Raw genomic sequence first — 26,170 nt, forward strand, 5'->3', positions numbered from 1 at the left:
TCTCCTTTCTGTTTTTAATTGTTTGCGAAAAAAAATGCTTAGGCTTATAAATATACAATTATTTCTTCTTTTTGTGTCATTAATTTAATAATATTTGAACGTATCCGTTGCATTTTATCGTATATTCGCACACCAAAATGAATGTTTAACTCCGTGATTGAGCGAATGATGAAGAAAAGAATATTTTATATAATCAGTTTTTTGGTTATCTTTTGTATCGAGGTGCTGATAGCTTTGTATGTCCGTGATAATTTCGTGCGTCCTTATGTCGGTGATGTACTGGTTGTTGTACTGGTGTATAGTTTTGTGAGGATATTTCTTCCGACAGGGATTCCCCGGATGCCGTTTTATGTCTTCCTTTTTGCTTGTTTTGTGGAAGTGCTCCAGTACTTTCAGTTGGTGGAGACATTGGGAATTACGAATCGTGTAGCCCGAGTTGTTTTAGGCTCTACGTTCGATTGGGCGGATATTGCCTGCTATGCGGTGGGATGTGTGCTTATTATTTTATTTGAACGATTGTTTCAACGGAAATAACAAAAAGCATTTCAATGAACATAACAAAAAACGGTGTGAGAATCGTACATGCGACCATCACACCGTTTTTTTAATTTAATAAGATAATTGCTAGTCTTCTTACCGGCTTTCAATTTCCAATACACCTTTCGCCAATCCTTTTCCCATAGCTTCCAGTGTGATTTTCCCCGGCTTGTCCGTTGAAGAAACGATAGCAGTCATCATGCCGTTGAATACCTTCATCTTCGGAGTCTGGAACGATTCGAGCGAAGCAGGGTTGCCGTTGGCTCCTGCGCGGTACGTTCCTGCACCTTTCACTTTGAAGCTGATAAGATTGTCGGCCAGCGGACAGAGATTTCCGTCTTTATCCACTACTCTGACGGTGACAAACGACAAGTCTTTCCCGTCCGCTTTAATTTGTGCACGGTCGGGAGCCAGTTCGATATGATGAGGCTTTCCGGCTGTACGAATCTCCTTTTCGGCAACGGCTTTTCCGTCTTTATCATAAGCCACTACTTTCACCGTGCCCGGTTCGTACTTGGCATCCATCCACATCAGGCGATAACGCTGCTGACGCTTGAGGTTAGCCATTGAAATCGAATCGGCACTGTTGTCTATCGTCACGGAGAGGTCTTTCGTGCGTTTGCTCTGGCTCTTGCCGTTGATAAACAACTCGGCGGACGGATGGTTGGTGTAGACAAATACAGGTACTACTTCTCCTTCGTGTCCTTCCCAATTCCAGTGAGGCAGGATATGGAGCGTTTCTTCTTTCTTGTTCCAATGACTGCGATAGAGATAATAACGGTCTTTCGGCAATCCGGCAAGGTCGATGATGCCGAAAAGGGAAGAATGGCTTGGCCAATCCGTATAATAAGGAGTCGGTTCGCCCAGATAGTCGAATCCTGTCCATACGAATTCTCCGATGCAATAAGGCAGGTCTTCATGCTGGATGAAATCATCTTCGGGCAGATTAGACCATCCGCAGTGCTCTACGTCATAAGAAGAAGCCTGATGGTCGGGATATTTCTGCATGGAACGGCGGGCAACAGGCAGTTTGTACACACCGCGCGAGCTGACCGTCGAAGCCGTCTCGCTGCCCAGAATAATCTGCTGCGGGAGCTTCTTATAATTCTCCTGATACTTGTGCGGACGATAATTGAATCCGGCTACATCCATCACGGCAGCCATATTGTTATTAACCACGGCGTCGGGAGCATCCATGCCTTGAGTGACAGGGCGTGTAGGGTCTTCACGGTGGCAAATGTCTTGCAGGAAACGGGAGAGTTTAGGACCGCGGTCGCCGTTCCACTGGTCGGGAACCTCGTTTCCGATACACCACATCACCACACTGGGGTTGTTGCGGAACTGATGAAGCAGATTCACCAGATCCTTTTCCACCCATTCATCGAAAACCTTATGATAACCATTCTGCAATTTGGCACCTTTCCATTCGTCGAATGATTCCGCCATTACCATCATACCCATTTCGTCACAGGCACGAATCAATTCCGGCGCAGGCATATTATGGGAAGTACGGATGGCGTTGCAACCCATATCCTTCAAGATTCGTATCTGACGGCGGATACCGGCTTCGTTGGCAATGCCGCCCAGAGGGCCTAAGTCATGGTGATTGCAGACACCTTTGAACATAGTGCGTTCACCGTTCAGGTAAAACCCTTTGTTCGGGATAATTTCAATGGAACGAATGCCGAAAGGTGTGGTGTATTCGTCTTTCAGCGTGTTTCCTTCATACACTTTGGATACGGCGGAGTAGAGTGACGGTGAGTCAGGTGACCAAAGCAGGGGAGCGTCAACAACGAAGTTCTGTTCGAAAACTTTTCCGTCATACTTCGTTCCTTTTTCCTCGTTGGTGGCTACTACTTTGCCGTCAGGAGCTTTCAGTTCGGTCACGATGCGATAATCCGTGAAGGACTTGCCGGACGGAATTTCGAGACTGGTTTTCAAGTTTACCTTGGCAAACTCTTTTTTCACCACCGGAGTAGTCAGCTGCGTTCCCCAAGTAGGGATGCGGGCGTCTTCGTTAATCACCAGATGGACGTTCCGGTAAAGACCTGCACCCGGATACCAGCGTGAAGATTCTGTCTCGTTCTCCAGGCGGACGGCTAACGTGTTCTGCTCGTTGGCTTTGAGGTAAGGGGTGGCATCAATGCAGAAAGAGTTATAACCATAAGGCCAGTAACCGGCTTCCTGTCCGTTGATGTACACACGGGCATGGCTCATGGCACCGTCGAGAATAAGAGTTGCCTTCTTGCCGGAAGAGAAGTCCGGAGCTTCGAAATTCAGGCGATACCAGCCCACTCCGACAAAGGGAAGTCCGCCGGTACGCCCTGCGTGTTCCAACGCTTCTTTCTGTCCGTCTTGGGTGATGGCGACTTTCTGCTTGTCGTTGTCGATGCTGAAAGGGCCGTAGACAGCCCAGTCGTGCGGGACGGTGACAGATTGCCACTTGGTGTCGTCATACTGTTTCTGACTGAAATTCTTGTTGTCTTCACGAGTGAATTTCCATCCTTTCTCAAAGGTTTGTGAGGTACGTACTTGTGCGTTGACAAGTGTCGGTAAAGCTACCAGGAGAGCTGCTGCGATTTTAAGATGTTTATTCATATATATGGGGGTTAGAAAATGTTTTTCATTTTTTTGTTTTGGGTTATGTGTTGGCTTTCGCTTTGTCTTTCGTTTCGTCTTTCGGAATTTCTTTGGTATCGGACGGGTTCAGGCTACTTCCGCAGTATTTGCAGAATTCGGCGTTGTCCTCATGCCCGGAACGGTGGCAGTTGGGACATTCTTTGTCTCTTCTGCGCTTGTAATCTTTCATCATCGAAGCCGATACGATACCCGTCGGCACGGCGATGATGGTGTAACCGATAAGCATCACGCAGGCGGAAAGGAACTTTCCCAAACCGGTGGCGGGAGTAATGTCTCCGTAGCCTACGGTAGTCATGGTGACGATGGCCCAGTAAATGCTGTTCGGGATATTATTGAATTGGGAATTGGGTTGCGTACCTTCAATCATGTACATCAGTGTCCCGATGGACGTCACCAGAATGACGACAAATAGGAAGAATACCGCAATCTTTTTGCTACTCTCGCGAAGGGCGGTGAGCAGCCGTTCGCCTTCGTTCAGGAAGTTGAACAGCTTGAATACACGGAACACCCGTATCAACCGGAAAGCACGTATGATAAGCAGGTAGCGTGCACCGGGGAAAAGTAGCCCGATATAAAGTGGCAGGGTAGCCAACAGGTCGACGATGCCGAAAAAACTAAGAACGTATTTCCGGGGGCGGGGCGAGCAATAAATTCTCGTCAGATACTCGAACGTGAAGAAAGCGGTGAAAATATATTCCAGTATGACGAATGGAGTGGACAGGTATGTGGGAAGTCCTTTCAGGCTTTCGATAATGACGAGCAATACACTGGTCAGGATACAGCCGATAAGAATCACGTCGAACAGTTTTCCTGCGGGAGTGTCCGATTCGAAGATGATGACGTATAACTTTCGTTTCAGTTTATCGTCATGCAGAAAACGTTGGATTCTTTCTTTCAGTTTCATAATAAAAAATGTGTTCCGGATGAAATACTCTGTCAGTCAATCACCCAGTTTTTGTTGTAGGCAACTGTCTTTTGCGGGTCGTAGTACATTCCTTCTTGTGTGGGGATATGGAGAACGTATGTCTTTCCGGTTTTATTCTTCAGTGAAGTGTCACGCAGCCACGGGTTGGCATCACGGAGTTGTGCGTAGGTGATGCCCTGTTGCTTGGCGTAGTCGCTCAAGTTGTCGATGGGGGTGTTGACGGTCACTTTCCTGTACGGGATGGGCGGGTAGAGATGTTCTCTTTTCAGCAGGAAGCCGTAGCGTTGCGGGTTGCTGAATATCTCTTTGGCGGCCAACAGGCGGAACATATAGCGGGAGGTTTCTTCTACAAGCCATAAGTCCATGGCATGACTTGCCAGTTGCTTGTCGAGTTGGGAAGAGATGCGTGCCTGTCCGGCGTTGTAAGCGGCGGATACGGCCATCCAGTCGCCATATTTGTCATACGCTTGCTTGAAGTATTTGCAGGCGGCTACGGTCGCTTTTTCGATATTGTAGCGTTCGTCCACGTTGTCGTTTACTTCCAGTCCGAATTCCCGTCCGGTGGCGGGCATGAACTGCCATAGTCCGGCAGCTCCGGCAGGAGAGCGGGCGATGTTGTTCAGATTACTTTCAATCACCATAAGGTATTTGAAGTCGTCGGGAATACCGTTCGCTTTCAATATCGGTTCCACGATGGGGAAGTAACGGTTGGCACGCTTTATCAGAAGCATGGTGGTGGAGTGCATATAGGTGAACGCCATCATTTCACGATCCATCCGTTCGCGACGGTCGTAGCGGCGAAGGTCGATGGTAGTTCCATCGAAAGTGACTTGGGTAGGCACGGTGGGAGAGGTGACACAATAGGGCACTTCCGACTTTGCCGAGTGTTGTTCATTAACTTGGCTGCTGCCTATCAAAGTAGGGATGGTAACACCGATACAGAACACTAATATCAGAGTAAGGATATAGTTGATTTTAGTTTGTTTCTTCATTTCATTCATAATTTTAGTTTGATAAGCACTACGCTAGCGGTTGGCAACCTCGGCAGTAGTAGATGCTGCCGCCCAGGTAGTTTTCTTTCACGATGGTTTCTCCGCAACGGGGACAGGCTGTGCCGGCGGTGTCTTTCGACAGGCAGGCTACGTATTTGCCACTTTCTCCGAAGAGGTCGGTTTCCGTGCTTCGTCCGCCTTGGCGGTATAAGTCGTTCATTGTCTCCTTTACTTGATAGAACAAATTTTCTTTCTCTTTGTCAGTCAGTCCGGCGATTTTTTTCTTCGGATGGATGCGGGTATGGTAAAGAATATCCTGCAAAACGCCGTTTCCAAGTCCGGGAATGGTCTGTCCGGTAGCCAGAAAAGCTTTGGCGGATTTCTTTTGCGCGCTCTCGGCGTTGATGAGTCCGAGGAAGTATTCTTTGGTGAAGTCGTCGGACATCACCTGCGGTTTGCTTTTCGCTGTGAGATAATATTCGGAGAGAGTACCGGCGGTGGCATCCTTGTCATAACACATCATTCCGCCGTACATACGCACGGAAGCTATCAGGCAACTCTCATCCTCAAAAGCAATGAGCAACTGATGTTTGGCGGGTAACTTCGTCCCCGGAGACAGATAACGCAGGTTCACACCGTCCGTCAGTACGAGGACTTTGTCACCTATTGTTATCTCCACCATGCCGCCTTGCGGCTGTGCATGGTCTATTGTCTTGCCGGACAGCCACCCGGCATATTCATCCGCGCTGCCTGTGAACCAGGCAAACTTGTGCGGACTGAATTGTGTGTACACATCCGTTATTTTTTTTCCTCTGACCGTTTCGTTCAACTGTTCGCTAAGAATACGTGCTTCAGGGGCTTCTATCATATGGCTTTTCCTTTCAATGTTTAAGTCTACCTTGCAAAGATAACCTCATTTTGCTTTTTTCAAAGAACTTTTCCTGCATTTTATACGTTTTTCTAGTAGAGTTGAATATACAATAGAATCAAGATGAATATAGCAATGACCGGAGCCACCGGATATATAGGTAAACATCTCTCCAATTATCTGACCGAAAAGGGCGGACATCGTGTGATTCCTTTGGGGAGGTCGATGTTTCGCGAGGGTATGTCCGGACATTTGATTCAGACGCTGGCGCATTGCGATGTTATCATCAACCTGGCAGGAGCGCCGATAAACAAACGTTGGACGCCGGAACACAAGCAGGAACTTTTCGACAGCCGCATAGTCGTCACGCACCGCATTATCCGTGCGTTGAATGCTGTCAGGACAAAACCGAAACTGATGATTTCGGCTTCTGCCGTAGGATATTATCCTGCGATGGCGGAAGTGGACGAATATACCCGTACGCGGGGAGACGGGTTCCTGTCCGACCTTTGCTATGCCTGGGAAAAAGAGGCGAAACGTTGTCCGGAGCATACGCGGCTTGTCATTACCCGTTTCGGTGTTGTGCTTTCACCGGATGGGGGAGCGATGCAACAGATGCTCCGACCATTGCAGGCTACGAAGATTGCTGCTGCCATCGGGCCGGGTGACCAGCCTTTCCCATGGATAGATATACGCGACCTTTGCCGGGCAATGGAGTTCTTTATCACCCATGAGGAGACGCGTGGAGTATTCAACCTGGTTGCTCCGCAACAAATTTCCCAATATACTTTTGCCCGTGAGATGGGGAAAGCCTATCATGCATGGACGACAATTGTTGTTCCGCAAGCAGTGTTCCGGATATTGTATGGCGAAGCGGCTTCTTTCCTCACATCCGGTCAGCGGGTTCGCCCTACCCGCCTTCAGGAAGCGGGATTCCATTTTTCCGTCCCCGACGTGGAACGGTTGTTCAAAGGAACAGACCATAGCACTGTCCGCACTCTCGACCTGAACCGTTATATGGGACTTTGGTACGAAATAGCCCGTTACGAAAACCGCTTCGAACATGGACTTGTCGATGTGACCGCTACTTACACGCTCCGTCCCGACGGCTCTATCCGTGTCGAAAACCGGGGATGCAAACGCAACTCTCCTTATGACATCTGTAAGACCGCCAATGGGCATGCCAAGATACCCGACCCTGCACAACCGGGAAAGTTGAAAGTTTCTTTCTTCCTCAACTTCTATTCGGACTATTACGTATTGGAGTTGGACAGTGAGAACTATAACTATGCGCTCGTAGGCAGTAGCACCGACAAATATCTCTGGATACTGAGCCGGACACCCCAACTGCCGGAAGATATAAAGAAAAAACTCGTCACCGCTGCCGGTCGCCGCGGTTATGATACAAACCGATTGCAATGGATCGAACAATTCTAACGGTAACAAAACTGATTGTGTAGAACAAAGCAATTCTAAAAAACAAGATTATGAATTACGAAATTATTCATCAGCCCGAACAAAAACTGTTCAAGACAGAAGTAGACGGTCGCACCGCCTTTGTACAATATCGCCTTCTTGGTGATTCTCTCGACATCATCCACACGATTGTTCCCCGTCCGATAGAAGGTCGCGGAATAGCCGCCGCATTGGTAAAAGCTGCTTATGATTACGCCTCAGCCAACGGAATGAAACCGAAAGCTACTTGCTCGTATGCGGTGAGGTGGCTAGAGCGCCACCCGGAACTGGGATGATGGAATAAAAGGATATGAGTATGGTGTGTTCCGGGTGGGCTGGATTGAGAACTGGGTATATTACATTATCACCCTTTGATGTCGTTATTGTTTGAAAGAAAACAGTTCGAGCAATTCTTCTTTCTTCAGCGGTTTTGCCAGGAATGCGTTGCAACCCGCTTCCATAGCACTTACTCTGTCGGTGTCAAAAGCATTGGCAGTCAGTGCTATAATAGGAATAGCCGGGTTTAATTCCCTGATTTTCCGTGTCGCTTCCAGTCCGCCCATTATCGGCATCTTCATATCCATGAGAACGATGTCGAACTTTTCGTTGCGCACCTTTTCCACGGCTTCCACTCCGTTCACTACGCGGGTAATCTGATATTCTTTGAGGATATTTTTCACTAATGAATAATTGCTGTCGTTATCTTCGGCAATTAATATTTGCAACTCTTCTCCATTTATATTTTTGAAAGAGAAAGGATGTCTGAATATGTGCGTATTTCGTTCCCGGACAAGTTGTGGCTGTGGTGCTACTTTGGACTCAATGTCTTCCTGCATGCTTATCTCACACGGCACCCATGCCCAAAAAGTGGAACCTTCACCGGGCGTGGAAGTAAATCCGATTTCTCCTCCTGCACCTTCGATGATAGCTCTCGAAATGGCTAATCCGAGACCCGTTCCCTGTGCAAACTCATTGAGCTTTTGGAATCGTCCGAATACTCTGTTCTGTAATTCAAACGGGATACCGACCCCCGAATCTTCCACATAAACCTTGATACCCCCGTTTTCGATACTGTATCCCATCTTGATGTGTCCGGAATGAGTACATTTTATCGCGTTCGTGAGGAAATTCATCCACACCTGTTTGAGTCGGTTTCTATCCAGGAATATCCAGCAGTCCGGGCCGGCATTCCCCATGATAAATTCCACATTCGGATTGGTGATTTTCGGTTGAATCATGGTATAAAGTTCACTGGATACTTTGGATAGATTGAATTTTTCCCTCTTACGTTCAAGTATGCCTGATTCAATCTTGGAAAGGTCGAGAATGTCATTTATCAGTCGCAACAACAGTTCATTGTTTGATTCGATGATTTCCATATATTCTGCCTTTTCTTCGGGGTCGTCGCAATTCACCATCAGACCGGAGAAGCCGACAATGGCGTTCAGCGGTGTACGTATCTCATGGCTCATATTGGCAAGGAAAGCCGATTTGAGACGGTCGGAAAGTTCAGCTTTGTCTTTGAGTTCCTTTAGTTCCTGAGCCATTTTTTCCCACTTCGTATTGTTGAACCCTATACCGGTGTAACGGATTATTTTTCCTCTCTTGTCTCTTTCTACCTGAATACCGGTGATGATTAAAGTCTGCCATTCCTTGTCCCATTTTGTCTTGGAGCGATATTGGAAATTGAATTCCTGCTCATTGCCGTGAATCATACCTTCGAAATGTTCGCGCACAAGTTCTACGTCGTCCGGGTGGGAGACGCTTAAATATTGGTCGATATCAATCGGAGTTTCCGGGTGATAATCGTTGACGGGGTCATTGAATGCAGTGAATTTTCGGGTTATCACATCAAAGTCCCAGTATGACATACCGACGGTCTTGAAAGTAAGTTCCATTTTGTAGTTTCTCTCCTTGAGCTCCTCGTTCAGGCGGTGGAGCTTGGAGATATTTTGCCGGAAACCGGTGAAACGTATGGTGTTTCCGTTTTCGTCCTGCTCGAAAGGAACGCCGATGACATTGCAATATTGCCAGGACTCATCGTATTTTGTCTGTATACGGCAGGTGAAATTGACGGTTTCGTTCTCGCCCGACAGCATGGATTGCATGGCATCAAAATAAGTGGAACGGTCGTCGGGATGCACAACACTTTCAAATTCCTGGAGAGAGACAAGTCTGTTGGGGGCATAGTCGTTAATCGGGTCATTGTAGGACTCGAATTTCTGCGTTGTCACATCGAAGTCCCAATGCACGATATTGCTCACTTGCATGGCAAGTTCACGTTTGGAAGTCAGGTCTTGTGTTTTCTTCTGCATTTGTATTTTCTCCGTCACATCCAGTTGGGTGCCGACAATCAGCAGCTTTCCTCGATGTTCGGAAGACAAGCGCATACGGCTTTCGTAATGGCGGTACTGTCTTTCTTCCTTATTATAAAAGCGCAGGGTGGTGTGCACCTGTTTGGTTTCCTTGTTTATCAGTTGGGCGAAAAGCTGCATTAACTGTAGGCGGTCTTGCGGGTGTAGCAGGCTTTGCATCTGTTCCAGCGACATCTCCTCTTTTGCCAGTGCGTTTCCGTACAATGTGCTGAACGTTTTCTTGTGGACGTTATATACCCATGAAGCCATATTTGCGGCTTCCATAGCCATTTCCAGATTTTTCTTGCTTTCTTCCGTACGGAATTCCGCTTCTTTTTCGGCAGTCACGTCATTAGAGAGTAATATATGTCCGATAATATTTCTTTTATTATCCAACACCGGCACTACCTGTGCTTCATAAATAATAGAGTTCTTTTTTTGGCTGCTGAAATAGGCGTCACTATTTATACGGTCGAAGTCATATTCAAATTCTAATGTGACTTCTTCGCCCTTTTGAATTTTGGCTTTCAAATCTTTGTCCATATAGGGGCTATCGAAAAGATTGACTTTGTCTATGACTGTTGTCCGGTCGCTGACTCCGTACATTTTCAGGGCTTTATCGTTGATTTTACGTAAGATTCCATCAGTATCATAAACTTCGATACTCATCGGCAGGCTGGCATAAATGTTTTCTGCGAACAAAAGTAGGTCGTGTGTCAATCCGGCAGATTTGTTTTCTGAAAGCACATGGTCATCCTTGAGGATAGGTGAATCGCTTTGTTTCATTTGTTGTTTCTTTTTATCAGTAAATAAGAACTGAACTATTTGTCTTTTATTTATTCTATTGGTTTACAGTCCTGATGAAAGGACATTCGGTTACAAATGTATAATAAAAAAGTGAATGGGAAGAAATAATGAATGATAAAAAGGAAAAAATGAATAGGGACTGTTGTCTATTTGCGGATAATTTAATAGGTAGATACAATTTATTGTAGTTTGGAGTAATAACTGACGATGACTTCTTTGAAAAAATAGAAAGGGCTGTGTAAAAAAGGTAATCGGAATGGATTCTCCTGATTATGTCACCTTTTTTACACAGCCCTTTATGTTGTTCTTGCTTATTTTTTCCACCGCTTCAACTGCGGAAAGAACTCTTTCATTGTTTTACGTGCTTCCTCTACACTGTATTTCACTTCAGAGTCTTTATTGAATTCATCCAAATATTTCAGGTTATGTTCAATCATCTCATCCATAGTGCAGTCTTTAGTAAACTTTCCGTCCGCATAGCAGTAGTGGCAATATTCTTCATTCTTGCTACCGTCTGTTTCTGTTCCGAATGTAGATTCGTCTATCGGCATGGCGCAACACTGACAAATTTTCTGTTCCATCTTTATTTTTGTTTTAAGTTTCTGGTTACCGGACAAAGATAGGTAGATTTATCGGAACAATAGTTATCTGATCTTGCTAATTATCAATTCTTTTTTCTATAAATTCGTACCTTTACCCGTTCGTTTTTACAGGCAGGCGCTTCCACAACCAACGTGGAATCATTCTCCAAAAGAACACAAGAATCCGGTAACGCCAGTCGATGATTACCACCCGTCTTTTGTTTTTCAGCGCACGGGCAATGTGCCATCCCACTTTATCCGCTTTCATCAACATCGGATAATGCTTTCCGTCATTCAATAAATCCGTGGCTACAAATCCGGGACGAATATCCGTAAAATGAATGTCCAACTTCTGAAGATGGGCAAGCTGTTCGAGAGCATCAATATAAGTATTCTGAAAACGTTTGGTCGCAGAATAGGCAGGAGCTACGCCAAGTCCTTTCGTCCCTGCGATGGAACTGATAACCGCCAGATGTCCGCCGCCCTTCTTCTTGAAATACGCAAAAACGGTATCCACCATGCGGGTGAATCCCTCTACATTGGTGCGTGCCGTATTCAGTTCCACTTCCATATCCAGTTTCATGTTCTGGAAACCGATGCCGGAACTAAGAAGAAACAAGTCCATGCCACCCGTTTTGTCTATGAGCGCATTCAGCTTTTCTGCTGCATCTTCACGGGTGACGTCCAATGCCTGAATTTCAATTTGGTCAGGTGCAACCCGTTGCAAGGTTTCAAGGGCAGACTGCCGTCTGCCTGCTATTCCAATCTGCCAGCCTTCCAGTAACAGGCATTTCGCAACTTCTTGTCCGATGCCGGATGTAGCTCCAATAATAACAGCTCGTTTCATTACAAATATATATGTTTAGATTAATGTTGTTTCTTATAAATTCAGCAAATGGCGGATAGCTTCCCAAGGTGCATAGAGCAACATCCGCGGGCCGGAGAAACGCATTATTGCCCGCATCCGTTCACGCATTGCCGGTTTGTAACAATGCACCGTGCACTTCTTGCACGAACTCTTCTTCTCTCCGAACGGACAACGGTCGAGACGCGTATGTGCATAGTGAAGCAGTTCCTCGCAATCGGGACAAAAAACAGCGTTCTTCTCCTTCTTCCGGCAGTAGATACGAATCATCAATTCTACCACCTTCTTCTCATGTGCAATACGTTGTTTCTTCATTTTCTCTTTTTGAACTCCACAAAGATAAGGAAGATTACAGAAAATTTATCCAATTCTGTTTTGTATCTTTGCCGCATGAAAAAGTTATTGTGTCCGCAATGTAAAATTGCCGCCTTATATGTAAAGAATGACCGGAACGAGAGGTTGCTGGTCTATGTGATGGAAGATGGAGAAGTAGTACCCAAGAATCCGGCAGATTCTATGGAAGGGTTCGATTTGACAGAAGTCTATTGCTTGGGTTGTTCATGGCATGGCTCACCTAAAAGACTGGTGAAAAGATAAGGTAATATTAGAACATAGACGTATGGCAACCTCTAAAGAAATGACGGCAGGGCCGGCATTACCTCTGATTTTAAGGTTTACACTGCCGCTTTTGCTCGGCAATCTGCTGCAACAAACGTACTCGCTTGTCGATGCGGCAATCGTTGGAAAGTTTTTGGGAATTAATTCGTTGGCTTCGGTTGGAGCCAGCACATCGGTGGTATTCCTCATTCTGGGATTCTGCAACGGGTGTTGCGGCGGTTTCGGCATTCCCGTGGCGCAGAAGTTCGGGGCGAGGGATTATAGTACGATGCGCAGTTATGTTTCCGTCAGCCTGAAACTCTCTATGGTGATGTCTGTGGCTATCGCTGTTGTCACCAGTATTCTGTGCGCGGATATTCTTCGGATGATGCGTACGCCGGAGAATATTTTCGAGGGGGCATACGCTTATCTGCTTGTCACCTTTATCGGTGTGCCTTTCACGTTCTTCTACAATCTTCTTTCGAGTATTATCCGTGCGTTGGGAGATAGCAAGACTCCTTTTTGGTTCCTGCTCCTTTCTACGGTTCTGAATATAATTCTTGATTTGTTCTGCATCCTTGTGCTTGGTTGGGGAGTGGCGGGAGCTGCCATTGCCACGGTATTCTCACAGGGACTTTCAGCCGTTCTCTGCTATATCTATATGTACAGGAAGTTTGAAATATTGCGAAGTACGCCGAAAGAACGCCGGTTTCAGTCGAAACTGGCAAAGACGCTGCTTTATATCGGTGTGCCGATGGGGCTTCAGTTCTCCATCACCGCTATTGGCAGTATCATGCTGCAAAGTGCGAACAATGCGTTGGGAACAGCCTGTGTTGCCGCCTTTACCTCGGCAATGCGCATCAAGATGTTCTTTATCTGTACGTTCGAGAGTCTGGGGATTGCGATGGCTACCTTCAGCGGACAGAACTATGGCGCGGGCAAACCGGAACGTATTTGGCAGGGTATTAAGGCAAGTGCCTTGATGATGATTATCTATGCGGCATTTACTTTTGTACTCCTGATGTTGGGAGCCAAGTATTTTGCTCTCATCTTTGTAGACCCGTCGGAAACGGAGATTTTGATGGATACGGAGCTCTTCCTTCATATTTCCTGTATGTTCTTTCCTACGCTCGGACTCTTGTGCATCCTGCGTTATACCATCCAGGGAGTGGGCTTTACGAATCTTGCCATGTTCTCCGGAGTGGCAGAAATGGTTGCCCGTATTCTCGTCAGCCTTTATGCAGTTCCGGCTTTCGGCTTCCTTGCCGTCTGCTACGGTGACCCGATGGCTTGGATAGCTGCGGATTTATTCCTTGTCCCTGCTTTTATTTATGTTTACAGGCGATTGAGGAGACAGGTACTTACGAATAGCTTCTGATTTTTACATAACCGAAAGAAAATGAAATAAATATTCGCTGTCATCCCGTATTTTCTTCATTCAACTTTCCTTAATTGGCGAAAAAATGTATTTTTGCAATTATAACGGTCGGGAAATATGGATGAAACAACATATAAGTTTTTGATGGGTGGTTCCGCTTTCGTAATTGCGATATTGGGTGGCATGCTGTGGACTACAATAATATCGCCGGAAAGCGGACTGGATAAATTGCGCAAAGCACGCAACATCCTTGTATCTTCTTATTTCGTGTTGGCGTTTCTCAGTCTGATATGCTGTTTTACAGGATATGACCGCCATATCGAGCCTGCCAGTACTCTTTTTGTCGCATCATTCCAGGCACTGCTTTTCACCGTGTCCATGTTGGTTTTCATACGTCCGGACGCAGTCCGGTGGAGCGTGGTGTTTCGTCATGCGGTGGCTATTACCGTAGCGGGTATTACCCTGTTTGTCGTCCTGTTCTGTTTTACCGGTTCTTTTATGTGGTTCTTTTATGCGGGTATTATTGCCTACGTTGCCCAGTTGGCTTTCTATACATGGAAGTTTATGTTGGCTTACCATAAGACCGTGCAGGAGGTGGAAGATTATTATGACGATAATGAGGAAAGTCGTCTGTATTGGGTGAAAATCGGTTTTTATAGCGCTTTAGTTATTGGAATCATGGCACTGTCACTCCTGTTTTATCCGGGTATATACAAATTCTTTGTACCGTTGTATGTTCTTTTTTACAGTTTTATAGTGATGTGGTTTGTCAATTACTACCATAAGATGAAATTTGCTATTCCGGTCATTGTGGCGGAGTCACTGAACAGGCAGTTCATGGCAGATGAATCGGAACCGGGTAGCGGAAACATGGAAACAGAGGCAAGGGAAGATATTGAAGAAGGGAACGGAAAGGAGTTGATGACCGAAGACATCCTTACGGAAAAAGAACAAATACTGCATGAAAGGCTTCAACAATATATAGAGCGGAAAGAATATTGCCGGAAAGATATTCCTTCGGAGGAGGTGGCGGCTTCGTTGGGAACCACCAAGCCTTTTCTTCGTCGGTATATGAGCAAACGTCATGGTATATGGTTCAGTACTTGGCGCAATGATTTGCGCATACGTGAGGCATGTCTGCTTTATCAAAAAAATCCCGCGATTTCCATCACGGATATGACCCGGAAGATTGGTTACGCCAATAGCGGAAATTTTTGCAGGGACTTCAAAAAGGCGGTGGGAGTCACCCCAAGAGAATATGGTATGCGGATACGTTTGGAGGGAGAATAATATACCTTCTCGCATTCTTTCTTCTTTTCTTATAATTTTGTGTTGTCAGGGTCTGGTTTCCATTCTTTCCCTAAAGGCTTTTCGGTCTATCGGAAAATTGTTTTTTGTATATTGGAAAATTGTTTATTGTGCGTTTAAACAAAAGACAATTGATTTTATTTGGCAGAAACTTTGCAATCTAATACTTTAGCAGAGCGAAACAGCTCTTTACATCCCTCTTCTTCTTTGTTTCATTCCGAAAAAACGGCCGGAAGGCTTCCGATATAGAAAACCATTATATTAATAAGTTATGAAGAAATTATTTATCCCCTTTGCACTGGCATTACTAATGTTTGCCTCGTGCGGTAATGACGAGAATGAAAATGGAGAGGACAATCGCACTCCGGGTATTATCGACATGACTTCTATGACTGCTGATGAAGTAAAGGCCGCTATCAAAGCCGACCTCGATGCAGGTGTCAAGGAATTCAAACTGACGGGTGAGTTCTCCAAAATAGGGATACCCGTGGAGGTATCTATGCTTGGTATTCCGGATGGCAACCCTTTTTTTGATTCCAACGTGGAAGTGATAGACTTGACCGGCGTGACTGATTGGCCGTTAGTGAATGTAGATGGAAGGGTTGATGAAAAATTTAATTATCTTCCGGGTAGTGTACGTGGCTTGCCCGCAAGAGCTTTCTACGGGCGGGAATATTTGGACGATGTATTTCATTACTATTACCCTGCTTTGCGTGCAGTGAAGTTACCGGTTGAGGTGAAAGCGCTTGGCTCTTTCGCATTCTTCGCATGTCAGACATTGACCACTGTTTCTTGCAGCAGTGTGGAAGATGTCGGATTTCAGGCTCTATCTGGCTGTCCTCTATTGAAGACTGTAGAACTGCCGGAAGCCATCCGGATTCATGAAGGTGCTTTTGCATTTTCCGGACTCGTCTCCCTTTCGTTGCCCAAAGTGACTGAAATCAACGGTCAGGCATTCCAGCAATGTAACAACCTGACCACGCTCAAACTGACTGCACCGGGCAATCTGGCATTGAAGATAAATCCTAGTATGGGTATGCCACCTTTCGACGGCAGTAATTTCGCCAAAGCATGCCACCTCACATTGAATGTTGACAAACATTACGACTCCGGCACAGCCACTCCGAAAGCTGAATCTGCCACAACGTGGTATACACCTAATGAATACTCTGACGCTTATACATGGAAGAGTATCACTTTTTTCCAGTAGCGCATTATTAATGCGGATACGGCCAAATAACTTTAAGGAATTACTCCATCATGACTTGGAGTAGTTTCTTAAAACTCCGGTTCTTTATGTATACAGATAATATCTCCGTAGACAGGATGGCGGAACTCGATATACTCGGCATGGAGATAAAGCCTGTCCGCTTTCTTGCCATAGAGCTCGTCTCCCAGAATGGGGCAGTTCAGCCCTTTCAGGTGGGCGGCATGTACACGTAGCTGATGGGTACGTCCGGTCAACGGATAGAAAGCGATGCGGGTATATTTCTCTGAATTTGTGATTATCTGATATTCAGTGACAGCTTCCTTTCCGTACTCTTCATTCACCATTTGTCGGGGGCGGTCGAGAGGGTTCAGGCAGAGGGGGAGTGAGATTCTTCCTGTCTTTTCGGTTTCTGCTATGACACCGTCCAACAAAGCTATATATCGTTTTTTTATACTCCTGTTCTCGAACTGTGCCTGCAAATGTTGGTGTACTTCTTTCGTTTTGGCCACAAGCAGTAGTCCTGAAGTCGCCATATCGAGCCGGTGCACAATCATAGGCCCCGTAGCGTCAGGATACTTTTTCTTCAAGCGGTGATAAACGGAATCCATGTCTTCCGCCTTTCCCGGCACGGATAACATTCCTGCCGGTTTGTTGACCACCACCAACCATTCATCTTCAAACACGGTTTCCAATTCCGTATCTTTATGAACATTATCCAATAACGGATTCTCGTCTACTTCCAATCCCTGCAACATATGTTGCAGAATCGGTTCACATTTCCCTTTGCACGAAGGATAATAATATCCATGATGCCGGATTTCGTTTTTAGGAGAATCCCCCCACCAGAATTCAGCCATCGCCAACGGCTTTAATTGATGAAGATACGCATATTGCAGCAACTTGGGCAATGCGCATTCACCCGCACCGGCGGGTGGGACTTTCCGGACTGTCTGCTCGAAAATGGTACATAAGTCTTTCGCTTCTCCCTTCGCATTCAACATCCGGAATTGTCCGAACAGCTTTTGTTGTAAAGCTGCCGAACGTTCTTTCCGTTCTGCTTTCAGGCTTTCTATTTCACTCTTGAAACGGTTAACTTCCGCTTCGAGCTCTTCCAACCGCTTCTTCCATGCTTTTTCCTTCCGTTTATATTCAGCTTTCTGATATTGGCTTTCCCGAATCAAAGCGGCCTGTTCTTCTTCGGAAATTCCGGGTGATGACCGGCGTCGGGCTTCTCTGTCTTCTTTCGCAGCTTTTAGCTCCGCTTTGGCGTGATTCAACTCCGCTTGAGCCTGCTCCGTTTCTATTTTCCACTTCTCTTTTGACTCAAGACAGGAAGCACTATTCTCCAATTCATTGATGCGGATATTGATAGCGGAAATCTGTTCTTCCTCAATCTTGAAAAATCCTTGTGGTTGCAGTAAGTCATAAACAGGAGGAACAAAATAAGTATGCAGGTTCTTTCCCGCCAAATTGCCGGAAAAGGCAGCTAAATAGCCTATTCTTCCTCCTTCTTCCGTCCCTTTTTCTGTATCTTTATCCGTAGTTTTTTTCGTAGCTCCTTCCGTTTCCTGCGTTACAACCAGTACTCCGAACATTTTTCCAAGAGTTAATTCATCCTGCCATTCCTTCCGGCTTGTGATATACTCTTTCACTTCTTCCGCCGCTAATACGCACAACGGATGAGGCGTATACAGGAAAGGGTAAGTGAATTTCTCCGGTAACGCAATATGAGAAACGGACTTCTTGAAAAAATGTATCATCGGTTTATATTTGATTGTGATTATGGGTGCAAAAGTAAGGTAAATCCGCGAATTTTGTCCTATATTTGTTCCGGAGTTTGAATGAAATAAAGTGGATGCTTGACTAAGTATAAACTTGAGTGAATATAAAATGGACAGGATTGAGGAAAAACCGAAATTTGCTTTTGTCGGCAACAGCCATATGGCATTTTGGGCATTGGATATTTATTTCCCCCAATGGGAATGCTTGAACTACGGAGCACCCGGTGAAGGACTGGCTTATGTCGAGTCTTTTACTGTGGATACTTCCGATTGTCAGGTTATCATCCAATTCGGCAGCAACGACATCTATCGGTTGAACGATGAGAATGTGGACGATTACGTAGAACGTTATGTGAAAGCAGTCCTTTCCGTTCCTTCTCTGAAAACATATCTTTTCTGTATTTTTCCACGAAACGATTACGATGATTACAGTACGGCAGTAAACCAGTTCATCCGTATGCTCAACCGGAAAATATATGAAAAACTACAAGGAACGGACATTATCTATCTCGATGTATTCGACCGCTTGTTACTGGACGGCAGACTGAATCCCGACCTGACCATCGACGACCTGCATCTGAATGGCAAAGGCTACAGCATACTGGCGGAAACAGTGAAACAAGCTGTCGATTTATGAGTGATACCCGATTTCTTTTGTTACTGCTTTTATCGTAAAAATTGATGGCATATCAGTTTATTTTTCCTAATTTTGCCGTCAATTAATAGATTAATAACCCCCATAAAGCGATAAGACTATGGAAAAAGTAATTATCAATTCGTACGAAGAATTCGAGAAACTGGTAGGCAAACAAATAGGTGTTTCTGATTATGTGGAACTTTCGCAGGAACGTATCAACCTTTTTGCAGATGCGACACTGGATCATCAATGGATTCACGTAGATACGGAACGTGCCAAAGTGGACAGCCCTTATCATAGCACAATAGCTCATGGCTACCTGACATTGTCCATGCTCCCATATCTGTGGAACCAGATAATCCAGGTGAATAACCTGAAGATGATGATTAACTACGGTATGGACAAGATGAAATTCGGTCAGGCTGTATTGTCAGGACAGAGCATCCGCCTGGTGACTACACTTCATTCATTGACCAACTTGCGTGGTGTGGCAAAAGCTGAAATCAAGTTTGCCATTGAAATAAAAGACCAACCGAAGAAAGCTCTCGAAGGGATTGCCGTATTCTTATATTATTTCAATTGATTGAATTAGAATGACATCATAAAGAAGCTGTCTCCCGTTTGGGAGGCAGCTTCTTGTTTTTTCTTAGTTTTTCCCTGCGCTTCAAACTTTTAATTTTATAATGATTGGCGTAGGTACGTTGGTGATAGGTCATTTGTTTCTGCTAATTTTCGGGTTTGGCTATTCCTGTAATTCAATTGGGTGGTGGGACAGATTTCGGTGACGGGGATATCGCAGATATTTCATTTGAATATATTATGATAATTGACCGAAACCGGCAAGTGTGGAAATTAAGACGGAATTTGAAATCTTTTAGTTGCGATGGTTTGTTTATTCTATAGATGTGTGTCACATTTAATTTTAAGAGAGACAATTCTAAATAACTGAAGTATGAAAACTAAAATAATTTTCGCAGCCATATTGGTTCTGCTACTTGTCATTGTATTGGTGCTGGTGCTGAGAACCGTCACTTATAAATTTGGTAAAGTAGAGAAAAATGTGAGTGATAAAGAACTGGTGAACACGACCCCTTCCGAACAAGCTATACGCCGTTTTGTAGGTGGAATACGGATTCCGACAATCAGCAATGAAGTTTATGAAGAAACAAATTTCAAGCCGTTCGATGAATTTATGACGTATTTGGCTGGTTCATATCCTGAAGTATATAAGACGATGGAGGTAGATACCATTAACACTTATGGACTGGTCTTTCACTGGAAAGGAAAAAACAGTGATTTGAAACCTATATTATTCTTATCCCATTATGATGTCGTTCCCGTAATCGGATATGATCCGGCTACGGCGACTGCTCCCGATACTGTTTTCCAAATCAATGATAAGCCGTTGCCACCCATCGAGTCGTACTCGGAGAAATGGGATTATCCCCCGTTTTCAGGAGCTGTTGCAGGCGGACGTATATACGGTCGCGGCACGCTCGATATGAAATGTATGCTGTTCTCGCTGATGGAAGGTGCGGATAATCTGATAGCTGAAGGTTTTCAGCCGGAAAGGGATATTTGGTTTGCTTTCGGACAGGATGAAGAGGTGAGCGGGCGTCAGGGTGCGTTCAAAATAGCAGACTATATGAAAGAGAAAGGACTGCGTTTTGATGCGGTATATGATGAAGGCGGTATCATTGCAGCTCCCGGTTCGGCTATGGAATCCATAAAAGGACCGTTGGCTTTGGTGGGAGTGGGAGAGAAAGGTTTTCTTACTCTGCGTCTCACGGTCAGAGGAATGGGCGGTCACTCTTCAATGCCTCCCGCAAAAGGTTCTTTGGTATATGCTGCGGAAATCATTGAGAAGCTGAATAACAACCAATTCCCTGCACAGATTATTTCTCCTATCGCTGCATTCTTCGATAATGTAGGGGGAGAAATGGGATTCTTTTCACGAATGGCGATAGCCAACCAATGGCTGCTTGAACCGTTACTGTTGAAAACAATGGAGAAATCTCCCGCTTCCAACGCACTGGTGCGCACAACGACAGCCGTGACGATGGCAAAGGGAAGTGATGCGGCCAATGTACTGGCTTCGGAAGCGGAAGTTACTGTCAACTTCCGTATTTTACCCGGTGGCTCGGTTGCCGGAGTGATTGAACACGTGAAGAAGTTGTGCGAAGGCTATGATGTTACTATCAATGTAGTATCCGAACGTGAACCTTCGGGCATTTCTCCCGAAAACGTAAAAGGTTTCGAGATTATCAGGGAAGAACTGGCTAAGATATATCCTGCCGCCATCGTCACTTCTTATATCACGATTGGCGGTACTGATTCGTACAAGTACCAGATTGTGAGCGATGATATTTATCGCTTCCTGCCGATTTGCCTGAACCAGTACGAGCAACGTACGATTCATAATGAGAACGAGTATATTTCGTTGGAAAACTTCGGCAAGATTCAATGGTACTTTAAAGAAGTGATGAAAAACTATTAGTTCTTCTTCGCTTTCATCGCCTTTAGTGTATTTCTGCGCACGGCACGGATAGCGGGATTCAATAATTCGGGTTCCATGATTTCCAGCATTGTGCGCAGTTCTTGTTGTAACTCAGGGATGGAGCAGGTCAATTGGTGGGCAAGTTTTATACAGAGAGACTGCACTCCGCCCGGTTCCCGCCGGGATATGACACGCTCCATACAGAAATCAAGGAAGTCCATTCGTGGCGGGTTAGCCGGCTGTTGCTGACTAAGCAGATTCAGGAACATCCTTCTCTTTCCGGAGTGCTGACAAGTAAGTGCCGCGTCAATCAACTCGTCCTGTCTTTGGCTCAACCATTCTACATCTTCCTTTGAGAAATGAGTACAAGTCCACAAAGCCTGGTAAGAGACGGTATCGTCTTCGTCAAACATCAGTTGATAGATTTCTTCCCGAAGCCTTTCATCGTCTTGTATGAAATGAAGTACTTCCCTGATGTCTTCGATATGAAAACGAACGGATAATTTATCACGTAGGTTCATGTAGCTTTGTTTTTGAGGGTTAGCCCTTTGTTGTGGTATTTGCTTCTTTCAACTGTAAATGCAGAATCGGGTAAGGTTTCCCCATGCCGTCCGTTTCGTCCCTTCCGGTGATTTGGAACCCCATGTGAAGATAAAAGCTGAGTGCCTTCTCATTCTGTTCGTTTACATCCACTTTATCCATCTGCTTTTTCTGAATAGCATATTCCACCAACCGCTTGCCGTATCCTTTTCCCTGCTCGCCGGGATTCACGAATAACATCTCGATTAACTCGTCGCTCAATCCCATGAAAGCTACAATTTTTCTACTGGCATCCCGGATGATGTATAGTTCCACCGCCGGTAGATAGTGATTGCGCACCAATGGTTTGTAAAACTGGATATGTTCTTCTGTAAGGAAATCATGAGTGTGCCGTACCGATGCTTCCCAAACTTGCAGAATCTCATCGTAATCTTGCGGAGTAGGCTGACATACATTAGGAAGATAATAGCACAAATGGTCGAATATATTCCCATTGTATGTCAATTCCGCCTGATGCAGCACGCCTTCATAGATAAATCCGTTTCGTTCGAGCACTTGCTGCGACCGTTTGTTGTGCGGATAGCAATTGGCAGTGATAAGGCTGAGTTGCAGTTCGTTGAATCCGTAGTTGAGTACAGCCTGCACCGCTTCCGTCATATATCCTTTACCCCAATACGCTTCATCAAGCCAGTATCCCAGCATACGAACCTGCGGATTCTCCCGCTTCGGGTCGGGGATGATTCCGACGGAACCGATAAGCCGTTGCGTATCTTTCAGTGTTATTGCCCAGACATTCTCTTGTCCGATAAACACATTCTGAAGTATTTCACGCGATTCTTCTATTGTTTTATGGGGTGCCCATCCGGCATTATTCCCAAGATTAGGATTCTGACAACAAGCGAAAAATGCTTCTGCATCATTTTCCTGAAAAGGACGAATTACCAAGCGCCCCGTTTCAAGAGTATGGGTTATTGTTTCATTGGTTTCTGCTTTTTCTCCTGTCTCCGTCTCTTCTCCTGATTCTTTCTTGTACACACACTCTATACGGTTTCCATCAGGATCGAGAACTACACTTTCAAAATAACCATCTCCCGAAGTGCGTGGCTCACCTACGACGGAATACCCCTCGGAACGTATCTCTTCAGTGAAACGAAGAACTTCCGCCTGACTGGGAAAAGTGAAAGCAAGATGTGTCAGCCCGACTCTGTTTTCTTCCACCGCCGTATTCTGTACATCCGGCCGGCTCATTAACTCCAAAGAAGGCCCTTCATCGAAGGATATAAAATAAGACTCGAATCCCTTCTTGGGATTAACATATTTCTCATTGCTTTTCCCACCGAAAAAGCGGATATAGAACTCTCTCAATTCTTCCAGGCGAAAAGTCCAAATGGCGATATGATGCAGTTTCATTTTAAATCTGATTTTATTCTTTATCGTTATAACTCTTTATTTTACTGTCTTCATCACATATTCGTAAACGATGCGTGAAACATCTGCAATAATCTTACTGTTTTCCGGAGAACTCTCTTCGGAATCTTTCACGAAGACAGCTATACTGTAAGTATGTCCGTCAGGCAAAACAACAAAGCCGATATCATTGCAGCCAATCTGTTGTCCTTTGGCATTGCGATCTCCCGTTCCCGTTTTATGTCCGACTATCACCCCCTTATCCAACAAAGGAGCGACCAAACGATCCTGTCCGGTCTGACACTCTACCATTGTCTGATAGATAAAATCTCTATATTCCTTTGCAAACAATGGCTCCCGACGGAAAATCTCCAATAGCTTTGCAGCAGCCAACGGTGTACTCCAATTACTGTAACAGAGGTCTAAGTCCTCATGCATATCATTTTCCGTATGAGTGATTTCACAGTCCTGAATCCCCAATGACCGGATATACTTATTCGCAGAATCCGGCCCGCCCTGATAATGAAAAAGAATATCACAAGCGTTATTGTCACTCTGCTGAAGGGTGTACTTCAGTAACTCTGCGATACTCATCTCAATTCCCCCTTCCGGATACTTATCCCGTAGGGGACTATACGTATCCGACTTTAAATCAGATTTCTCTATCGTCAACAGAGTATCCAACGACTGATTGTGTTTTCCCATATAATCAGCCAGCGCCAAGGCCTGATGAAACTTGAAAACACTCATCAAAGGATAATGAGTATCATTATTGACAGTTACCGTATCTTTTCCATCTATGATGACGGCAATGCCAATTTCAGCTTTCTTATCTTTGATAGCCTTTTTCAATTGTGTCTCAAGAGAAACACTCTGGCAAGAAAATAGCAGGACGGGAATTAAACAAAGAAACACAATGAATGAACGCATAATTAATATTCTCTTTTAATAGGTTTCTATTTTTTCTATTGGGAGACACAAAGATATGAATACTAATTTTAGGAACAAATTCTTATTCGATAATTGTATTCCCAAATTTATTCTTGCACTTTTCAGAAAAGGAATGGTTGCGATAGAAGTAAATATACATATTTCATAATTATTGATTTAAAAATTAAGTCCGCTTTAAAAAGTCAGTTTGCTTTCGAAGCTGCTGCTAACCTTTTAAAACGGACTCAATGTCGTTAACTGTAAAAAACTACAATCTTAATACCTATTCCTGTTCATATCCCGGCGTTTGTTCTAACAATGGGTTGATATTCATCGTGTTAATATCCACCGGCCATAAAAGTTTATGCTTTTCATTCGTGTTAATCAAAGGAGAAGTAGCCGGATAATTGGCTGTCGCCGAGAATACTAACGAATTATGAGAAGCGTCCTGCATACGTACAACATCAAACCATCTTTTACCTTCCCATACAAATTCCTTATCACGTTCATGCAATATAGCCAATTCGTTTTCCTCAAAACTACCGTCAGTATATTCGTGTCCGGCATAGTCGTCACCATAAGCACGTTTGCGCACATCATTAATATATGTACTGCATGATTCTCCCAATCCGTTCGCAACCTCAGCCATCATAAGCAAAGCATCCGCATAACGGTACACAATGACATCCGTATCATAAATCCGGTTATTATTAGAGTTGATCGAACCGATACATTTTTTCAAAACACATCCGAAGCTTGATGGATTTTTATCCTCTTGAGTATAATACTCCAGGAATGTAGCGTCACGACGGGTATCTTTTTCATCATAAGCAGACCAGAAAGCATGAGTATATTCATGCCGGAATACACCGCCAGTCCCCTTTAAGTTCAATGTATCCGTCTCTATCCGCTTACTGTCACGTCCATATACCTGACCGATAAATACAGCATCCTGGTACAGGAATTGTCCTCCCCAGTTGGTCGCTTCACCATCAGCAAAATGTAAAGTGAAAATAACTTCTTTATTATTGCGATTGGCAGTACTGAATACCTTCTCAAAGTCAGACAACAACTCGAATTTACCTATAATCTGATTCAAAGCAGACTGGGCCACTTTCAAATCTGTTGTTCCGGTAGCGGTATGCCCGGTAATGGTCACTTTGGCAGACCACATATATATTTCGGTTTTCAGCATCAAAGTAGCCGCTTTAGACCATATCGTCTTATCATAATCATTCGCCACTGTCACATCAGCATAATTATCCTCTGACTTCCGGATATCCCCTTTTATAAATTCGAGTGTTGCCTCTGCTGTCGCACGTTCCACATAGAATTTATCAGCCGTGACCTTGCCGTTCAGCAATTCAACTTCGGTTACGACGGGTACCCCACCATACGTTTTATATAGCATAAAATAGTACAACGCCCTTAATCCATAAGCCTGAGCCAGATAATGTTTCCTGTTTGTGTCATCCAAAAAGCTGCATTCATTCTCTACTTTCTGAATAAAATGGTTGACTTGCATGATTGGAGAATAAAGACCGTACCAGTTACTAATGCCCGGCCTATCCTGGTCAATTACATTTGAACGCAAGTTGGCATAATTCAAACTCGTATTCTCGGATGAAGTTCCCACACGTTGTGTTCCGCCACGGACTTCTCCCAAAACATAGAACATATCATAATAACTCCTCAGTTGAGAATGCATACCTGTCATATATCCATCTACCTGTGCTTCATTATTCCAATAGTTCCCACTTCCGAAATAATCCTCGGGAGCCAGATCCAAAGCATCACACGATGTATAAAGGACAGTAGATATAAATAAAGAAATGATGTATATTATTTTTTTCATAATCTG

General features: G+C 44.8%; 23 protein-coding genes and 1 pseudogene. 11 read left to right on the forward strand and 13 right to left on the reverse strand.

The genetic code is table 11. The features are described from left to right. Positions 1–168 precede the first annotated feature (168 nt). Positions 169–534: a ribosomal maturation YjgA family protein gene (locus tag BQ7997_RS21325; RefSeq protein ID WP_044653478.1), complete on the forward strand. Its 366-nt coding sequence runs from the start codon at positions 169–171 to the stop codon at positions 532–534. A 99-nt stretch (positions 535–633) separates the two neighbouring features. Here BQ7997_RS21325 and galB read toward each other — a convergent pair whose 3' ends face one another. The 4 genes from galB to BQ7997_RS21345 are packed head-to-tail and all read right to left on the reverse strand — an operon-like array spanning position 634 to position 5,962. Beyond that, positions 634–3,135: a beta-galactosidase GalB gene (gene galB / locus BQ7997_RS21330; RefSeq protein WP_073347958.1), complete on the reverse strand. Its 2,502-nt coding sequence runs from the start codon at positions 3,133–3,135 to the stop codon at positions 634–636. A gap of 43 nt (positions 3,136–3,178) precedes the next feature. Then, positions 3,179–4,081, reverse strand: coding sequence for an ion transporter (locus tag BQ7997_RS21335; protein WP_073347959.1), 903 nt, complete (start codon positions 4,079–4,081; stop codon positions 3,179–3,181). Between the two features lie 32 nt (positions 4,082–4,113). Further along, the gene (locus BQ7997_RS21340; protein ID WP_073348500.1) at positions 4,114–5,094 is read right to left on the reverse strand and encodes a lytic transglycosylase domain-containing protein; all 981 of its coding nucleotides are present in this window, start codon (positions 5,092–5,094) and stop codon (positions 4,114–4,116) included. A gap of 28 nt (positions 5,095–5,122) precedes the next feature. Next, positions 5,123–5,962 carry an endonuclease VIII gene (locus BQ7997_RS21345; RefSeq protein WP_073347960.1) on the reverse strand — a complete coding sequence of 280 codons (840 nt, stop codon included), beginning with the start codon at positions 5,960–5,962 and terminating at the stop codon, positions 5,123–5,125. A gap of 123 nt (positions 5,963–6,085) precedes the next feature. Here BQ7997_RS21345 and BQ7997_RS21350 point away from each other — a divergent pair, with 123 nt between their 5' ends. Together BQ7997_RS21350 and BQ7997_RS21355 are read left to right on the forward strand one after the other, a co-directional pair. Beyond that, a complete protein-coding gene (locus BQ7997_RS21350; protein WP_073347961.1) occupies positions 6,086–7,399 on the forward strand; it encodes a TIGR01777 family oxidoreductase in 1,314 nt (437 codons plus the stop codon). Between the two features lie 50 nt (positions 7,400–7,449). Next, positions 7,450–7,713 (forward strand): GNAT family N-acetyltransferase, encoded by a 264-nt coding sequence (locus tag BQ7997_RS21355; RefSeq protein ID WP_073347962.1) that lies wholly within the window; start codon positions 7,450–7,452, stop codon positions 7,711–7,713. An 84-nt stretch (positions 7,714–7,797) separates the two neighbouring features. On the opposite strand, the gene BQ7997_RS21360 is transcribed toward BQ7997_RS21355, so the two are convergent. From BQ7997_RS21360 to BQ7997_RS21375, 4 genes are all read right to left on the reverse strand, one after another. Beyond that, the gene (locus BQ7997_RS21360; protein WP_073347963.1) at positions 7,798–10,557 is read right to left on the reverse strand and encodes a hybrid sensor histidine kinase/response regulator; all 2,760 of its coding nucleotides are present in this window, start codon (positions 10,555–10,557) and stop codon (positions 7,798–7,800) included. 332 nt (positions 10,558–10,889) lie between these two features. Beyond that, the gene (locus tag BQ7997_RS21365) at positions 10,890–11,159 is read right to left on the reverse strand and encodes a zinc ribbon domain-containing protein (protein WP_022138149.1); all 270 of its coding nucleotides are present in this window, start codon (positions 11,157–11,159) and stop codon (positions 10,890–10,892) included. Between the two features lie 112 nt (positions 11,160–11,271). Further along, the gene (locus BQ7997_RS21370) at positions 11,272–12,006 is read right to left on the reverse strand and encodes an SDR family NAD(P)-dependent oxidoreductase (protein WP_022138148.1); all 735 of its coding nucleotides are present in this window, start codon (positions 12,004–12,006) and stop codon (positions 11,272–11,274) included. Positions 12,007–12,039: 33 nt separating this feature from the next. Next, positions 12,040–12,339, reverse strand: a complete 300-nt coding sequence (locus BQ7997_RS21375; protein WP_073347964.1) for a nitrous oxide-stimulated promoter family protein — start codon at positions 12,337–12,339, stop codon at positions 12,040–12,042. 75 nt (positions 12,340–12,414) lie between these two features. On the opposite strand from BQ7997_RS21375, the gene BQ7997_RS21380 reads away from it, so the two are divergent. The 4 genes from BQ7997_RS21380 (at position 12,415) to BQ7997_RS21395 (ending at position 16,517) form a co-directional block, all read left to right on the forward strand. Beyond that, a complete protein-coding gene (locus tag BQ7997_RS21380) occupies positions 12,415–12,621 on the forward strand; it encodes a hypothetical protein (protein ID WP_073347965.1) in 207 nt (68 codons plus the stop codon). Between the two features lie 22 nt (positions 12,622–12,643). Next, a complete protein-coding gene (locus BQ7997_RS21385) occupies positions 12,644–13,999 on the forward strand; it encodes an MATE family efflux transporter (protein WP_073347966.1) in 1,356 nt (451 codons plus the stop codon). Positions 14,000–14,116: 117 nt separating this feature from the next. After that, positions 14,117–15,289, forward strand: a complete 1,173-nt coding sequence (locus BQ7997_RS21390; protein ID WP_073347967.1) for a helix-turn-helix transcriptional regulator — start codon at positions 14,117–14,119, stop codon at positions 15,287–15,289. Positions 15,290–15,578: 289 nt separating this feature from the next. Then, positions 15,579–16,517 (forward strand): leucine-rich repeat domain-containing protein, encoded by a 939-nt coding sequence (locus BQ7997_RS21395; RefSeq protein ID WP_083589324.1) that lies wholly within the window; start codon positions 15,579–15,581, stop codon positions 16,515–16,517. Between the two features lie 68 nt (positions 16,518–16,585). Here BQ7997_RS21395 and BQ7997_RS21400 read toward each other — a convergent pair whose 3' ends face one another. Further along, positions 16,586–18,277 (reverse strand): RluA family pseudouridine synthase, encoded by a 1,692-nt coding sequence (locus tag BQ7997_RS21400; protein WP_073347969.1) that lies wholly within the window; start codon positions 18,275–18,277, stop codon positions 16,586–16,588. A gap of 130 nt (positions 18,278–18,407) precedes the next feature. On the opposite strand from BQ7997_RS21400, the gene BQ7997_RS21405 reads away from it, so the two are divergent. The 4 genes and pseudogenes from BQ7997_RS21405 to BQ7997_RS21415 all read left to right on the forward strand — a co-directional run bounded on the left by BQ7997_RS21405 (position 18,408) and on the right by BQ7997_RS21415 (position 21,432). After that, positions 18,408–18,935, forward strand: a complete 528-nt coding sequence (locus BQ7997_RS21405) for an SGNH/GDSL hydrolase family protein (protein ID WP_044655972.1) — start codon at positions 18,408–18,410, stop codon at positions 18,933–18,935. Between the two features lie 118 nt (positions 18,936–19,053). After that, the gene (locus BQ7997_RS21410; protein ID WP_022138141.1) at positions 19,054–19,518 is read left to right on the forward strand and encodes a MaoC family dehydratase; all 465 of its coding nucleotides are present in this window, start codon (positions 19,054–19,056) and stop codon (positions 19,516–19,518) included. An 85-nt stretch (positions 19,519–19,603) separates the two neighbouring features. Then, positions 19,604–19,706, forward strand: a pseudogene (locus BQ7997_RS25425) (MarC family protein); the annotation flags it as partial. Positions 19,707–19,887: 181 nt separating this feature from the next. Continuing rightward, positions 19,888–21,432: a M20/M25/M40 family metallo-hydrolase gene (locus tag BQ7997_RS21415; RefSeq protein WP_073347970.1), complete on the forward strand. Its 1,545-nt coding sequence runs from the start codon at positions 19,888–19,890 to the stop codon at positions 21,430–21,432. Here BQ7997_RS21415 and BQ7997_RS21420 read toward each other — a convergent pair. The 4 genes from BQ7997_RS21420 to BQ7997_RS21435 all read right to left on the reverse strand — a co-directional run bounded on the left by BQ7997_RS21420 (position 21,429) and on the right by BQ7997_RS21435 (position 26,164). Next, positions 21,429–21,953 carry a hypothetical protein gene (locus BQ7997_RS21420; RefSeq protein ID WP_073347971.1) on the reverse strand — a complete coding sequence of 175 codons (525 nt, stop codon included), beginning with the start codon at positions 21,951–21,953 and terminating at the stop codon, positions 21,429–21,431. The two genes, BQ7997_RS21415 and BQ7997_RS21420, sit on opposite strands and share 4 nt — an antisense overlap. 19 nt (positions 21,954–21,972) lie before the next feature. Then, complete coding sequence (locus BQ7997_RS21425; protein ID WP_073347972.1) at positions 21,973–23,382, reverse strand: GNAT family N-acetyltransferase; 1,410 nt, start codon at positions 23,380–23,382, stop codon at positions 21,973–21,975. A gap of 36 nt (positions 23,383–23,418) precedes the next feature. Further along, complete coding sequence (gene bla, locus BQ7997_RS21430; protein ID WP_073347973.1) at positions 23,419–24,309, reverse strand: class A beta-lactamase, subclass A2; 891 nt, start codon at positions 24,307–24,309, stop codon at positions 23,419–23,421. 283 nt (positions 24,310–24,592) lie between these two features. After that, a complete protein-coding gene (locus tag BQ7997_RS21435; RefSeq protein WP_073347974.1) occupies positions 24,593–26,164 on the reverse strand; it encodes a RagB/SusD family nutrient uptake outer membrane protein in 1,572 nt (523 codons plus the stop codon). Positions 26,165–26,170: the final 6 nt, after the last annotated feature.

This window comes from Bacteroides congonensis, from assembly GCF_900130125.1.
GTDB classification, from domain to species: Bacteria; Bacteroidota; Bacteroidia; order Bacteroidales; family Bacteroidaceae; genus Bacteroides; species Bacteroides congonensis.